Raw genomic sequence first — 13,441 nt, 5'->3', positions numbered from 1 at the left:
AGCAAGTCGCGCTACGATCAATAGTTGAGGCATCGCACCGCCCCCACCATTTTTCTTTGTGAATAGGCAGTATTCTTCGTGGACGAACTTTTCTACAATCTTTTCTCCCAGGCCCCGGGAACCGATTCCGGAACCCAGGTGGCACTCTTTGCCGTTTCGGCGCTGCTCAGCTGCATTGCCATGGTGGTGCTGGCCAGGCGCAACGACCTTGGCTGGTGGGCCCAGATCCTCGCGGTCTTCGCCGGACCCCTGGTCATCGCCCTGCAATTCGAGGCGTCCATGCTCCTGTACGCCGTGCCGGCACTGCTGGCCGCCGCATTTGGTCTGTGGCGCTTCTCCCGCTTTGAAAATTCCGGACGCTTTGGCCGCAAGGTCATCCAGCGCGGTTTCGGCATCAATTCGTTGCTGGTGGGCGCGCTGCTGGTGCTGGTCTTCACCGCCCTGAGGATGGGCCCCATGCTGACCTCCGGGTTCATCTTCACCGATGGCACCGCCTCCCTGTGGATCTCCTTCGTCGCCGAGGCCGCACTGGTCGTTGCCCTCATCGGCATCGCGTGCGGGTACCGCTGGGCATGGTTGGCCGGCACCGTCTCGGCCATTGTCTATGTCGCCGTGCTCTTCGGCACCAACCCTGCGCTGGCTTTGCTCGGCGTCACGGTCTTCCAGGCGCTGGCCGGCATCTACGGCTGGTTCGCTTGGCGGAACGTGCCCACCGAAAACGCGATCAACGCCGACCAGGCCAAGAACGCGAAATACCCGCCGAGCCCCTACACGGCATAGGCGCAACCCAGCACCACACCCTGTGACAAAGGGCCCGGAACCCTTGGTTCCGGGCCCTTGTCGTTCCCCCGGCACGGCCGGCTTCGCGGTGGGCCCCCTATGGGCGGATCCCCAGCGGCATCGCCGGCGCCGGGCCATCGCTGCGCAGCCTGGCGCATGTCTGGACATCGAAGCGTTCCGCCTGGCCGTGCTCGTCCAGATAGCGCAGCTTGGCCCGCTCCAGTCCCTCGACCACGAACCCTGCGTTCCTTGCCACCGCCGCCGAACCGGGGTTGTTCACCCTGTAGGCCAGCTCGAGGCGGAAGAGGCCCAGCGTCCCGAAACAGTGCTCGGCCAATGCCGCCGTCGCATGCGATGCCAGCCCGGCACCGCGTGCGCAGGAAGCAACCCAATAGGAGACCCACGCCGTTTCGTTGCGGTAGTCAATGGAGCTGGCCATGACGTGCCCGACCGCTGCACCGTCCTTCTCGATGGCGAAGGCCACGGCGGATTTGTTGTCCGGGTCGATCCACGGCGCCACCCAGCGCCGTGCCGCCGCCACGGAATTCATGGGTTCACCGGCCTGGCCGGCCATGTCGTCGGCCCCAAAAGCCGCCAAAATCGATGCAAGGTCTTCCGCGGAGTCGGTCCAGGGTCGCAGAGACGCCGTCGGCCGGGAAGATGGGCGGGGAGTCATGCTCCCCACCCTAGGCCAGGCGGCCAAACGCTGGGTCGCGCGGTTCGTCAAACCCGGGCCGGGCCGGCGACGCCCGCTGCCGGTATTCGGGCGAAAAACAAGACATTGTGATCAACAACCCAATATGACAGAAGCGTTTCGGTGAATACTGCGGGCAAGTGGCCGACATCATGTACATTTGCTGAAACTTGAGATTTCGTTCGACCTCGGTGGGCACAACGTAGTGCCCACTTAGCAACACATGTCCCGTCCACCACGGAGACTACAAGGAGCAATTGCCATGAGCGCCCAAACCCTAGAAGCACTCCCCGAATCCCCGGCCACGAGCAAGAAGTCGGCAGGCCACATCATCGTCGACACCCTGGTTGCCCACGGCGTGGAACGCACCTATGTGATCCCCGGGGAAAGCTACCTCGACGTCTTGGACGGCCTGCACCACTCCCCCATCGAGACCGTCGTGTGCCGCCACGAGGGCGGCGCCGCCTACATGGCCGAGGCCGACGGCAAGATGCACCAGCGCCCGGGCATCGCCATGGTGACCCGCGGCCCGGGTGCCGCCAACGCGCACGTCGGCCTGCACACCGCGTGGCAGGACTCGACCCCGATGGTGCTCTTCGTCGGCCTGATCCCCTTCGCCCACCGCGACCGCGAGGCCTTCCAGGAGTTCGACATCAAGGGCTGGTTCGACACCGGGGCCAAGCGCGTCATGGTCCTTGACCACGCCGAGCGCGCCTCGGAGATCGTCGCCGAGGCCATGTTTGCAGCCATGAGCGGACGCCCCGGTCCCGTGGTTGTCGGGCTTCCCGAGGACATCATCCGCGAAATGGTCGACCCCACCCTCCACCCGGTCATCCCCGTGGCCGCCGGCGGCATGACGGTGACGGACTGGAAGGAACTCAAGGCAGCACTCGAGGAATCCACCAAGCCGCTGTTCGTCCTGGGCGGCAACGACTGGACCCAGGAAGGCACCACCGCGCTGACGAACTGGCTCGAGGAGCACCACCTGGCCGCCGCGGTCGAGTGGCGCTGCGAGGGCAACATCCCCTTCAGCTCCCCCTCCTACGTCGGCCCCATCGGCTACGGCCGCCCGAAGCCCACCTACGACCTGCTCGAGGAGACCGACCTGCTGATCTTCGTCGGCACCGTCCCGGGCGACGTGATCACCGACGGCTTCCTGGTGCGCCAGGACTGGTCCAAGAAGAACTTCCTGGTCACCATCGACCCGTCCCTGCGCGGCCGCTCCGGCCCCGTCTCCCACCAGATCGTGTCCAAGCCCGACGTCTTCGTGCGCGACCTGGTCATGATGGACTTCGCCGGCAAGCCGGAATGGAAGTCCTTCACCGACCGCATGCGCGCCGAACAGGAAAAGTTTGCGGCGCTTCCCGCTGCCACCCCCACCGAGGGCCCCGCCCGCATGGACACCATGATGGCCAACCTGGTCGCCGGCCTGCCGCAGGACGCCATGATTACCCTGGGCGCCGGCGAGCACACCAACTGGGCACACCGCTACTTCCCCACCGAGGAATACGCGTCGATGATCTCGGCCCGCAACGGTTCCATGGGCTACTCGGTTCCCTCGGCCATTGCCGCGTCGCTGAACTTCCCGGGCCGCCGCGTGGTCACCATTGCCGGCGACGGGGAATTCCTGATGAACGGCCAGGAGCTGGCGACCGCCGCGCAGTACGGTGCCACCCCGCTGGTCATCGTGATGGACAACCAGGAATACGGGACCATCCGCACGCACCAGGAGCGCCACTACCCGGAACGCGTTTCCGGCACCCAGCTCAAGAACCCTGATTTCGCGTTGATGGCCCAGGCTTTCGGCGGATTCGGCGTGCGTGTCGAAAACGACAGCGAGATCCCGGCAGCCCTGCAGGCCGCACTGACGGCAATCGACGAGAAGGGCCAGTTCGCCCTCATCCACCTCATCGTCGAACAGCGCGTCAAGGCCTACTAGGGCCGCTTCCACACAGCGAACAGCGGAGGCCTGTTTCCGCCCCTCGGGGCAGGAAACAGGCCTCCGCTGTTTTCACGAATGGCCGCTAGGCCGAGGCGAGTTCCGGCCGGGGTTCGTTCAGCGCATCGAGCAGAAAATTCGCCCAGTGCCCGTAGCCCGCCACCGAGGGATGGAAACGGTCGGCAGCGAAGTAGGCTTCCCCCAGCGGCGGATCATCGGCGAAAGACACGAAGGCAAGACCCAGTTCCCTGCACACCCGCGCCGACACTTCATCCAGGCGGCTCGCCCGGCGTTCCAGGAACTCGTTCAACGGCACCGGCAGCGCAGGGAAGAACCTGAAGGGCGGCACCCCCGCGACGACGATTTCCCTGGGCCTGCCAGGATCAAGGAAGGCCGCCAGAATCCTGCGCAGGTCCCCGCCCCAATGCGCCGGGGTCCGCCCGGCCATGGCGTCATTGGCACCGGCAACCAAGACGACAATGTCCGGGTCTGGATACTGGACCAGCCCCAGGACCTCGCTTCCTATGCGTACCAGAGTCGCCCCGTTGGCCCCTTGCGCTTCCCAAGCCACCGGCCGGTGGCGCCGGGCCGAGAGCCCCACCGCCAGCTGGCCGGTCAGCGCGAGTTCGTGGGTGGGAGCGCCCGTCCCGGCAACGGTGGATTCCCCGATGACCAGCAACCGGCAGGGTGGCCCGCCTTCGCCGCAAACATCGACCGAGCCCCACTTCGGACCGGCGGCTTCCTTCAGCCTCGGTATGTTTTTCACGATGCGACGACCCTGGACCAATGCGGGTCCGGCTTGGACCACATTTAGCCAACCGCGCCGAATTTTTTCTCCTCCAACAACAGTGCTCATAGCGATGCCCGTCCCCAAGTCCTGCACACCAGCCAACCTGCATTCCGATAGCCTCGGAATACCTTGATACCCCCAACTTTCAGGGTCGACCTTGGCCCTGCCGCTGTCAATAAGCGGGACGGTTCGGATCTGCGGATGCTCTACGGTCCCCTTCAGATTCCGGGCCACCCATTGCCGAGCATCGGGAAATTTAGCCTCCTGCCATTCCGTCTGGAACCCCTTCTCATTTGGGTCTCATCATCATCGGACATACTTGTGGTCATGGGATTGGGAAAAACTGGCAAGATCGTGGCCTGGCTGGCGGTGTTCTTGACCCTGGGGTTGGGGACCTACGTGGTGGCCCTGGGGTTGTCGGCTCCCCCCGCGGTGAACCTTGGCCCGGCGATCAACGTCGAGCAGGGGACCGCGCCGGCCAGCCCGTCGCCCTCCTCCGTGGCACCAAGCCCCTCCCCGAAGCCCACACCGAGCTCCCCCGCGGAATCTTCCAAGCCCCCGGCAAAGCCCTCCCCCAAGCCCACCGTCAAGCCCTCGCCCAAGCCCGCCCCGAAACCGACAGTCCTGCCCAGCAAGTCCGCACCGGTCAAGCCGCTGCCGCCTTCGGAAGTCGACGACGATGACGACTATGCGGACGACGACGATGACGGGTCGGATGACGACGATGATTAGAATTCCCGAATTCGCCCAGCAATTGGCAAACGCACCCGAGGGCACAAAATATGCCCGCCGCGGGTTCTCCGTCCGCACCCGGGTCCTGGCCGGAATGCTCGGCTTGATCACCTTGGCCTTCGCCGTCACCGGAACAGTGGTCTACCTCTTGCAGGTCCAGACCATGGATGCGCGCATCGACGACTCGCTCAAGCGCAGCGTCCAGGAATTCCAGGTGCTGGCCGCACGCAGTGCCGATTCGGCGACGGCCGCCGAGCCGCTCACGGCCGAGGTCCTGCTGTACACGGCCATGCAACAGACGCTGCCGGCCAGGCACGAGGGAATGCTCAGCATGGTGAACGACAGCGTGCGGTGGACCGCCCCGGAAATCGTGCAGATGCGCCCGGAAAACGACCCGGGGTTCATCGCTTGGGCGGTGAACGACGCACCCGACGAGAGAGTCATGCTCCAAACGGTGCCGACAAGCCAGGCCACCTACCGCGTGGTGAGCATTCCCTTGACTCTTGCCCAGCCGCAACCGCCGGCACACCTTTTCCTCGCCTACGACTACACCGCCGAAAAGCAGGCGCTGAACCGCGGCTTCATGATGTACGTGCTGGTCGGCCTCGTCATCCTGCTGGTGGCCGGGGCGTCCGGCTGGCTGCTGGTGGGCAAGTTCCTGCGCCCCGTGGCCCTGTTGCGCGACACCGCCCGGAAGATCTCCGAGTCGGATTTGTCCCAGCGCATCGAGGTGGTCGGGCGCGACGACCTCGCCGAACTGACGATCACGGTCAACGCCATGCTGGACCGCGTGGAAAACGCCATGGTTTCCCAACGCCAGCTCCTCGACGACGTGGGCCATGAGCTCAGGACGCCGGTGACCATCGTGCAAGGGCACCTCGAACTCATGGACCCGCTGGACCCCGAGGACGTCAACCAGTCCCGGGAAATCGCGCTGGCGGAACTGGACCGGATGTCGTTCCTCATCAACGACCTGGTCACGCTGGCCAATTCCAACAGGGTCGATTTCGTCCAGCCCGTCGCCACGAACATCGGCACGCTGCTCGATGAATTGTTGGACAAGGCGCGCCCGCTCGGCGACCGCGTCTGGAGGATCGGTCACCGCGTGGAGGCCACGGCGGATGTCGATCCCCAGCGCATCACCCAGGCGATGCTGCAATTGTGCTCCAACGCAGTGAAGTTCTCCGCCGACGGGTCCACGATTACCATGGGAACCAACATCACGACCGAAGCCGACAACGAGCAGGTCCTGCGTCTCTGGGTCCGCGACGAGGGCGTCGGCATCGCCGTTGCCGACCAGGACCGGATATTCGAGCGCTTTGGCCGGGGCCACAATTCGAAACGCACCGAGGGCTCCGGCCTGGGACTGAACATCGTCTCGGCGATCGCCGAGGCCCACCGCGGGAGCGTCGGTGTCAGCTCCGATGTGGGCGTTGGCTCGACCTTCGTCATTGAGATCCCCACTTGCCTGGAAAGAGAAGAAGATGAGCCGGATACTGATCATTGAGGACGAGGACCGCATCAGCTCCTTTGTCGCCAAGGGGCTCAAGGCCTCGGGCTTCGCGCCGACGGTCGCCGACACCGGCAAGGAAGGCGGCTACCTGGCCCAAACCGGCGACTTCGAGTTGATCATCCTGGACCTCGGACTGCCCGACGAGGACGGCTTCTCGGTCCTGTCCCGCATCCGGTCCACCAACGTCGACACCCCCGTCATCATCCTCACGGCGCGTTCAAGCGTCGATGACACCGTTGCGGGACTCGAGGGCGGCGCCGATGACTACATGGCCAAGCCCTTCCGCTTCGAGGAGCTGCTTGCCAGGGTGCGCCTGCGACTGCGTCCCCAGGCCGCCGCACCCGAGGACCAGGTGATTCGCGTGGGACCGCTCGAACTGGATTCCGGCAGCCGCCGCACGCGCCTGCACGGGCGCGAAATCGACCTCTCTGCCAGGGAATTCGGGTTGGCCGAGGCCTTCATGCGCAACCCCGGGCAGGTGCTCAGCCGCGAGCAGCTGCTCTCCCGCGTCTGGGGCTACGACTTCGACCCGGGCTCCAACGTCGTCGACGTGTATGTGCGGTACCTGCGCAACAAGCTGGGCGCGGAATGGTTCACCACGGTGCGCGGCATGGGATACCGCTTCGAGGACCCTTCCTGACCTTTAGCCGGAGCGCGACTGGCCCTCGGCCGTTCCACGGTGCGGGCCACGGTCGTTGACCGTGGCCCGCATCTTGCCGGTCATTGCCGGTAATTGTCCGGTGTCCGGCTCCGGACACCAGACCGGCGTATTTCCCTAGTTGCAGCTGACGTCCACGAAGTAGGTGTGGTCCCCTTCGGTGTGGTCCGCGACCGTGACCGGAACCGTTGCGGTTCCGCCCCTGACCTTCGCGGAGGATCCGTCTGGTGCCTGGACCGCCACGATGGCGCAGCCGGGCTGGCTGGCCACGCGGATCGAGTGCGTGCCCTGCTCCGTTGCCTCGAAGTGGGCCTCGTGGAAGGCAAGCACGGCCGGGTTCCATTCGGAGTACTTGATGTTGTGGGCACCGTTGGTGTCCACCCAAGTGGCAGCGTAGCCGTCCATGGCCACGCCGTTCTTCCAGAAGCGCACGTCGATTTCGACGATCATGTCGCTACGCACCTTGAAGTTGTCGGTCTTGCTGTACCGGGGAACGAAGCAGTTCTTGTTGCCGGCGGCATCGCAGTCCAACTTGTCGGTCGGGGTAACCCAGACCTTGTAGACCCCGCCGTTGTTGGGGGTGTCCGCGTAGGGGAACAACTGGACCGTTGCTCCTCCGTCTTCACCGTCCAGCCCCGTGGCGTGAGCGCAGGCGCCGGACGGCGACGTGTCCTGGATGACGCCACTGGCGTTCACGGAGAACTGCCGACACTCAACCCCGTCGGAGGAGAGCAAGACCTTTCCGGAAGGATCCGTGACTTGGAAAGAATACGTGCCGGCTGGCAGACCCGCTGCGTCATCGGGGGCGTTGATTCCGGGCCCGCCGTTGAGGTAAACATCTTCCTTCGCGTCGTAGATGTTCAAGTTGACGGGTACTCCGGAAGAATCCGAGGTGAAGATGGCTCCGGAGAGCTGGGTACCGGGCGGAGGAGCCGCGGTTGCCGGTGCGACCCACAGCGTTGCGGCCGCGAGGAGAATTGCACTGGGAATGGCAAACAGCTTGTTCATGAGATCCCTCTGATCTTCGAGTAGGAAACCGTATCCGGCGGGTAGCTGACGGTTCGTACTCCCAGCAAGTACGAACTCCATCCGGAGTCCCCTTCGCGGATCGCGGATAGACAAGCTACGCCCCCAGATGTGCGAAGCATACGTCTGCGAAAAACGCGTCGGCAATACGTGGGCTCACCCCTTAATTACCCGGTTTGATGCCTGCGGTGAAGGCGCATCTGGCCTGAGGTTCCGGCCGTTCAGGGGCAGGGTCCCGCCTGTTCATGGAAGCCTTGTGGCGGCGGAAATTTCCCGGGCGGAGCCGCGCGCCACCACCGCGGACTCGCGCTTCCGTGGCCTGTCCCTGCCGCCGACGGAGGTACCGCGGTCAGGGGCTCCCGGTTTCCACCACCGCCAGGCATCGGGACCGTTCGGGGATGCCGCACGTGTCGACGTCGAATCGGGAACAACGGGCAGGTGAAGTCGTCGTATATGCATCGCCCTGGAGCCGTGTTGCCCGGTGGATTCACGGATCCGTTGGTGAATCCGCCTCCAGGGATCCGGGACGCTGCCCTGCATACGCCGGCGGCCACACGATCAAGAACCTTTCGAAAACGATCTCGTCGTCCTCGCTCCAGGTGCGGCCCCGCGCGGCTTCGGTGCGCTGCCAGTATTTTCGGTGCTCATGCCGCCAGCTTTCCAATGACCGGTCATCCTCGCCCTCGTCCCTGGCAAAATCCGCGTCGGCGCTGTCAAAGGCGCCGATCCGCAACTCCACGCTTTTCAGGATGACGCGGGGCAGTCCCGCACCGTCACACGCGATCCAATGCGAACCGACGCGCGGAAGCGGTTGTCCGTCGTCAAGGAATTCCCGGGCCAGCGTGGACGTGGCCCGCTTGCTGCCGTGGATCACTTCATCCAGGAGCGCGTCGGCCAGAACCGCCGAGTCCCCGAAACGCTCGACCGTGTACTCCGGGCATTGGCGCACTGGCTCCGGATGAGCGATTGAGTACTCGTCCCACATTCGGGTCGCGGAGACCCGATCCAACGGCCGGGCGTTGTCAGATTCTGGATTCACACCAACAGTATGCCATGTCACTTCCACGGACTCCCGAGGCTTTGACTAGGACCTATGCAATGGGTTGCAGTGTGCTGAGACCGCCGTTCCGGACACGAAGAAAGCGGTGGGTTGCGGTTCCCCACGGGAAGCGCAACCCACCGGGGTAACTACGAGTGCGTTCTAGCTGGCGCTTGAAGCCGACGGTGCGGACTGCGGCGACATCGGTGACACCGGGGACACGGCGGACTTGGCCGAAACCGGCGAGACCGCCGACTTCGCGGAAACCGGTGAGACAGCCGACCTAGCCGACACCGGCGAGACAGCCGACTTAGCCGACACCGGCGAGACAGCGGACTTGGCGGACACTGCGGAGGCCGCGGAAGGTGCCGAGTCGGCCACGCTGGCCGAGGCCTGTGCCGAGTCGGCCACCCGCTCCGCGGAGGAGATTCCGTGCTTCGTCGCGGTCTCGTTGATCGGGAGGGCCGGCTGGGCAACTGCAACACTGGCTCCGATGGCAACTACGCCCAGCGCGCCGGTGATGGACCAAAATGTGCGTGACTTCTTCATGGTTTCTTACCCCTCGTTCGTTGTTCTGCTGTTGTTCTGCTTCCAGCATGGCCACTGAATGTGAGTCGAAGAGGAGAACAGGATGAGAACCTTCTCATCTTTATGCCGTCACCTCGTTTACCCGCCCATCGGGGCGAATTCCTACGTCGCCTTGCCCAGCAATTCCTCGACCCGCCGCAAGCGGTCCATGGCCACGGATCTCCAGTCGGGATTGGATTCATCCCGCGCACCGGCCACCAACGACAGGACGACGCACGCGGCCCGGGCGTACAGCCCGTTGGCCGATACCCCGCGGTTGCCCAGTTCCGCTTCAAAGGCCTGGGCATAGCGCTCCAGATAGCCGCCGACCCGTTCATACCGCGGGTCCAGCCCCGGGAGGACGGCCAGGTGGCCAAGAAAACACGCCAGATCGTCAACGAGATACCCGGGGCCGGCTGAATCAATGTCCAGCAAGCCGGTGATGGTCCCGTCGGTGACGAAGATGTTTGCCTCGTAGAAGTCCCCGTGGCTGGGAACCAGCTCACCGCGTGGGGAGGTTTCCAGGATCCGGGCCAGGTGTTGGATCAGTGCCCCGATGTTTTCGGCTTGGTCCGGCATGGCGGTCTGGGCGGCGTGCCCGTACCAGCCCAGGCGGTCCGACCATGCCGGCCGTGCCGGAACGTCCATGAGCGTATGCGGCAACGAATCAAGGAGCCCAATGATCCGGTGCGGGTCCAGCGGCAGGTCCGGGGCGTGCATCAGGTCTTCGGCCAACGGCACGCCCTCGGCCCGGTGAAACGCGAGCACTCCGTCGATGGGCGGGCCGGCCGGCGTTGGTGCGGGGACCCCTGCCTGCAACAGGGCCAGGTGCTTTTCGTGGAGGAGTTGCGCGTCTTTCCTCAGCACCTTGAGGAACAACTGGTTGCCGTCCCCGAAGCGCGCAAGCAAAACGGCCCGCCGCAGCGGGCGATAGGCCAAGGTGCGCAACTCCTCCAGCGCACGGCCACCGCCCCAACTTTGCTCGACCAGCTCCGGTGTGGTCGCCAACCGCAATCCCGGCAGCAGCGGGTCGGCCGGATGCAGCCAAACGACGACGGTGCCCCGCCCGCTGTCCAGGCGCACGGCACCGGCGGGGACCTTCTCCAGTTTCTCCGCGGTGGCCCCCAGGTAGAGGGTGGTCGATCCGTCGGTTGCCTCAAAGACACCGGACACCCCGGCCCCGGGCCGGTGGTGCAGCTCCGACAGGGAGACCCGGGCCTGCTCGATGCCCATCGGCCGAACGACTTCCACCAGGATGCCGGCGAACTCTGCAGACTCGAAGAAATCCAGCTGTTCCCGCTCGGTCCAGGCGTCGGCATCCCGAAGCACCGGTGAATTCATCGAACCCTCATTCCTCAAACGCTCGCCAGGTTGCGCCGGCCTGCGCGCACCGGCGCGCTGTGTCCCTTTGCCCGCAACCTTCTCACATCCGGTGCTCCGGGGGCCACGGATCTCCCCCACGGGCGCGTCCCGCTGCCGGACCGGGGCCCGGGAGAATCCGAACGGCCGACCGCCCGCATCCCGGTGTCGGTAATCGGGCGGTCGGCCATCGGTGTTGCCAGGGGCGGGAGGTTAGGCCCAGTTCGCGTAGGTGGTGTTTTCCTTTTCCACCAGCGTCAGCACGTCGTAGGTGGCCACGATCTCGCCGTCCTGGTTGTTGATGACAGCATCCCAGGCGACTTCCCCGTACTCGTCGGTGACGCGCGGGGTGATCTTCTTGGCGGTCAACGTGACCCGGATCGAGTCCCCGTCCGGCACCGGGGTGATGAAGCGCAGGTTCTCCAGTCCGTAGTTCGCAAGGACCGGGCCCGGGGCGGGCTGGACGAAAAGTCCCGCGGCCCAGGAGACCAACAGGTACCCGTGGGCCACGATGCCGGGGAAGAACGGGTTGGCCTCGGCCGCGGCACGGTCGGTGTGGGCGTAGAAGGTGTCGCCGGTTTCGTTGGCGAACGCGGTGATCTCGGCCAGCGTGACCTCGCGCAGAGGCGAGGCGAAGGCGTCGCCGATCCTCAGCTCGGCCAGCGACTTGCGGAACGGGTGGATCGCGCCCTCGACGGCGCCGAACTCCGCGGCGCCGGCAACCACGCGGTCGGCACCGGTGTGCCAGATTCCGGTGACGGCGGTGAGCATGTTCGGCGAGCCCTGGATGGCGGTGCGCTGCATGTGGTGCTTCACCGAGCGGATGCCGCCGAGTTCCTCGCCGCCGCCGGCGCGGCCCGGTCCACCGTGGACCAGGTGCGGAACCGGGGAGCCGTGGCCGGTGGAACTGCGTGCAGTCTCGCGGTTGAGCATGTGGACCCGGCCGTGGTGCGAGGCGATGCCGGTGGTCAGGACGCGCGCGGTCTCGGGGTCGTTGGTGCACACCGTGGCCACTAGGGATCCCGATCCCATGGCCGCGAGGCGGATGGCGTCGCCGAGGTCGGAATAGCCGATCACCGAGGACACGGGGCCGAAGGCCTCGCGGCTGTGCACGGCCTGGTTGTCCACGTCGTCCCAGGTGAGCAGCAGTGGGGACATGAAGGCCCCGGCATCGACTGTCTTCTCCTCGCCGCCGGTGGTGCGGACCACCGGCGCATCCAGGGTGCCGTAGGCGATTTCGCCGCCGGCGGCGATCATCTCTTCGACGGCCGCGCGCACGTCGCGCAGCTGTTCCAGGGAAGCCAGGGCCCCCATGGTGACGCCCTCTGCACGCGGGTCGCCGATGACCACGCGCTCGTCGATGCGCGCGCCCACCGCCTTGACCACGTCTGCAACGAGTGCGGCGGGCACGATGTTGCGCCGGATGGCGGTGCACTTCTGCCCCGCCTTAGAGGTCATCTCCGTGGTGACCGCCTTGACGAAGGCCTCGAATTCCGGGGTTCCGGGAACGGCGTCCGGACCCAGGATCGCGGCGTTGAGCGAGTCGGTCTCGGCCGTGAAGCGCACTCCCCCGTCGATGACGTTCTTGTGGGACTTCAGCGAGGAGGCGGTGGAGGCCGAGCCGGTGAAGGAAAGCATGTCGCGGTAGTCCAGCACGTCCAACAGGGTGCGCGCGGAACCGGAAATGAGCTGGATGGAGCCGGCGGGCAGGATGCCGGAATCGACCATCAGGCGCACCATGGCCTCCGCCACGTAGCCGGTGGGGGTTGCCGGCTTGGCGATGGTCGGAACGCCGGCGATGAAGGCGGGGGCGAACTTCTCCAGCATGCCCCAGACCGGGAAGTTGAAGGCATTGATCTGTGCCGCAACGCCGGGGATGCGGGTGTAGATGTGTTCGCCGGCGAAGGAGCCGTCGCGCGAAAGCACTTCCATGGGCCCGTCGAGGATGACATTGGAATTCGGCAGTTCGCGCCGTCCCTTGGAGGAGAAGGTGAACAGCACGCCGATGCCGCCGTCGATGTCCACCATCGAGTCGATCTTGGTCGCACCGGTTTGGTAGGAGATCTCGTAAAGCACCTCGCGGTGGTCGTTGAGGAATGTGGCAAGTTCCTTGAGCTTCAGGGCGCGCTCGTGCAGGGTGAGCTTGCCGAGCTCGGCCTGGCCCACGGTTCGTCCGTACTCGACGACGGCGGCCAGGTCCATCCCGTCGCTGTTGACCGTGGCCAGCGGAGCGCCGGTGTTGGCATCGCGCACGGGCGTGCCGCCGACCGGCTCGGACGGGGTCCACCACGAGTTTTGGATGAAGCTGGGAACGAGTGGAGCCATGGGAGTTGTCGTCATCGAC

General features: G+C 65.5%; 12 protein-coding genes. 5 read left to right on the top strand and 7 right to left on the bottom strand.

Translation table 11 applies throughout. The features are described 5' to 3' along the window. Window positions 1–78 precede the first annotated feature (78 nt). On the top strand, window positions 79–780 hold the full coding sequence (locus ACIPVK_RS11645; RefSeq protein ID WP_407612137.1) for a nicotinamide mononucleotide transporter: 702 nt from the start codon (window positions 79–81) through the stop codon (window positions 778–780). 97 nt (window positions 781–877) lie between these two features. On the opposite strand, the gene ACIPVK_RS11640 is transcribed toward ACIPVK_RS11645, so the two are convergent. After that, window positions 878–1,456 (bottom strand): GNAT family N-acetyltransferase, encoded by a 579-nt coding sequence (locus tag ACIPVK_RS11640; protein WP_407612136.1) that lies wholly within the window; start codon window positions 1,454–1,456, stop codon window positions 878–880. Between the two features lie 280 nt (window positions 1,457–1,736). On the opposite strand from ACIPVK_RS11640, the gene ACIPVK_RS11635 reads away from it, so the two are divergent. Then, the gene (locus ACIPVK_RS11635) at window positions 1,737–3,413 is read left to right on the top strand and encodes a thiamine pyrophosphate-dependent enzyme (protein WP_407612135.1); all 1,677 of its coding nucleotides are present in this window, start codon (window positions 1,737–1,739) and stop codon (window positions 3,411–3,413) included. Between the two features lie 85 nt (window positions 3,414–3,498). Here the strand turns inward: ACIPVK_RS11635 and ACIPVK_RS11630 are convergent, their stop codons facing one another. Further along, entirely contained in the window at window positions 3,499–4,179 is a 681-nt protein-coding gene (locus ACIPVK_RS11630) for an SGNH/GDSL hydrolase family protein (protein ID WP_407612134.1), read from the bottom strand. A gap of 351 nt (window positions 4,180–4,530) precedes the next feature. On the opposite strand from ACIPVK_RS11630, the gene ACIPVK_RS11625 reads away from it, so the two are divergent. From ACIPVK_RS11625 to ACIPVK_RS11615, 3 genes are read left to right on the top strand one after another with little or no spacing between them, the layout of a single operon-like run. Beyond that, window positions 4,531–4,935 carry a hypothetical protein gene (locus ACIPVK_RS11625; protein WP_407612133.1) on the top strand — a complete coding sequence of 135 codons (405 nt, stop codon included), beginning with the start codon at window positions 4,531–4,533 and terminating at the stop codon, window positions 4,933–4,935. Next, entirely contained in the window at window positions 4,928–6,442 is a 1,515-nt protein-coding gene (locus tag ACIPVK_RS11620; protein ID WP_407612132.1) for a sensor histidine kinase, read from the top strand. The genes ACIPVK_RS11625 and ACIPVK_RS11620 overlap by 8 nt, the downstream gene beginning before the upstream one ends. Then, window positions 6,420–7,088 carry a response regulator transcription factor gene (locus ACIPVK_RS11615; protein WP_407612131.1) on the top strand — a complete coding sequence of 223 codons (669 nt, stop codon included), beginning with the start codon at window positions 6,420–6,422 and terminating at the stop codon, window positions 7,086–7,088. Before ACIPVK_RS11620 ends, ACIPVK_RS11615 begins: the two co-directional genes overlap by 23 nt. Window positions 7,089–7,223: 135 nt before the next feature. Here ACIPVK_RS11615 and ACIPVK_RS11610 read toward each other — a convergent pair whose 3' ends face one another. From ACIPVK_RS11610 to paaZ, 5 genes are all read right to left on the bottom strand, one after another. Next, a complete protein-coding gene (locus tag ACIPVK_RS11610; RefSeq protein WP_407612130.1) occupies window positions 7,224–8,114 on the bottom strand; it encodes a hypothetical protein in 891 nt (296 codons plus the stop codon). A gap of 505 nt (window positions 8,115–8,619) precedes the next feature. Then, the gene (locus ACIPVK_RS11605) at window positions 8,620–9,117 is read right to left on the bottom strand and encodes an ASCH domain-containing protein (RefSeq protein ID WP_407612153.1); all 498 of its coding nucleotides are present in this window, start codon (window positions 9,115–9,117) and stop codon (window positions 8,620–8,622) included. 216 nt (window positions 9,118–9,333) lie between these two features. After that, the gene (locus ACIPVK_RS11600) at window positions 9,334–9,720 is read right to left on the bottom strand and encodes a hypothetical protein (RefSeq protein ID WP_407612129.1); all 387 of its coding nucleotides are present in this window, start codon (window positions 9,718–9,720) and stop codon (window positions 9,334–9,336) included. Window positions 9,721–9,861: 141 nt separating this feature from the next. Continuing rightward, window positions 9,862–11,079 carry a phosphotransferase gene (locus ACIPVK_RS11595; protein WP_407612128.1) on the bottom strand — a complete coding sequence of 406 codons (1,218 nt, stop codon included), beginning with the start codon at window positions 11,077–11,079 and terminating at the stop codon, window positions 9,862–9,864. A 231-nt stretch (window positions 11,080–11,310) separates the two neighbouring features. Beyond that, window positions 11,311–13,437: a phenylacetic acid degradation bifunctional protein PaaZ gene (gene paaZ / locus ACIPVK_RS11590; protein ID WP_407612127.1), complete on the bottom strand. Its 2,127-nt coding sequence runs from the start codon at window positions 13,435–13,437 to the stop codon at window positions 11,311–11,313. Window positions 13,438–13,441 lie beyond the last annotated feature (4 nt).

It is taken from the genome of Paeniglutamicibacter sp. MACA_103 (genome assembly GCF_045798555.1).
In the GTDB taxonomy this organism is placed as follows: Bacteria; Actinomycetota; Actinomycetes; order Actinomycetales; family Micrococcaceae; genus Paeniglutamicibacter.
This window is presented reverse-complemented; position numbering and strand designations above follow the sequence as displayed.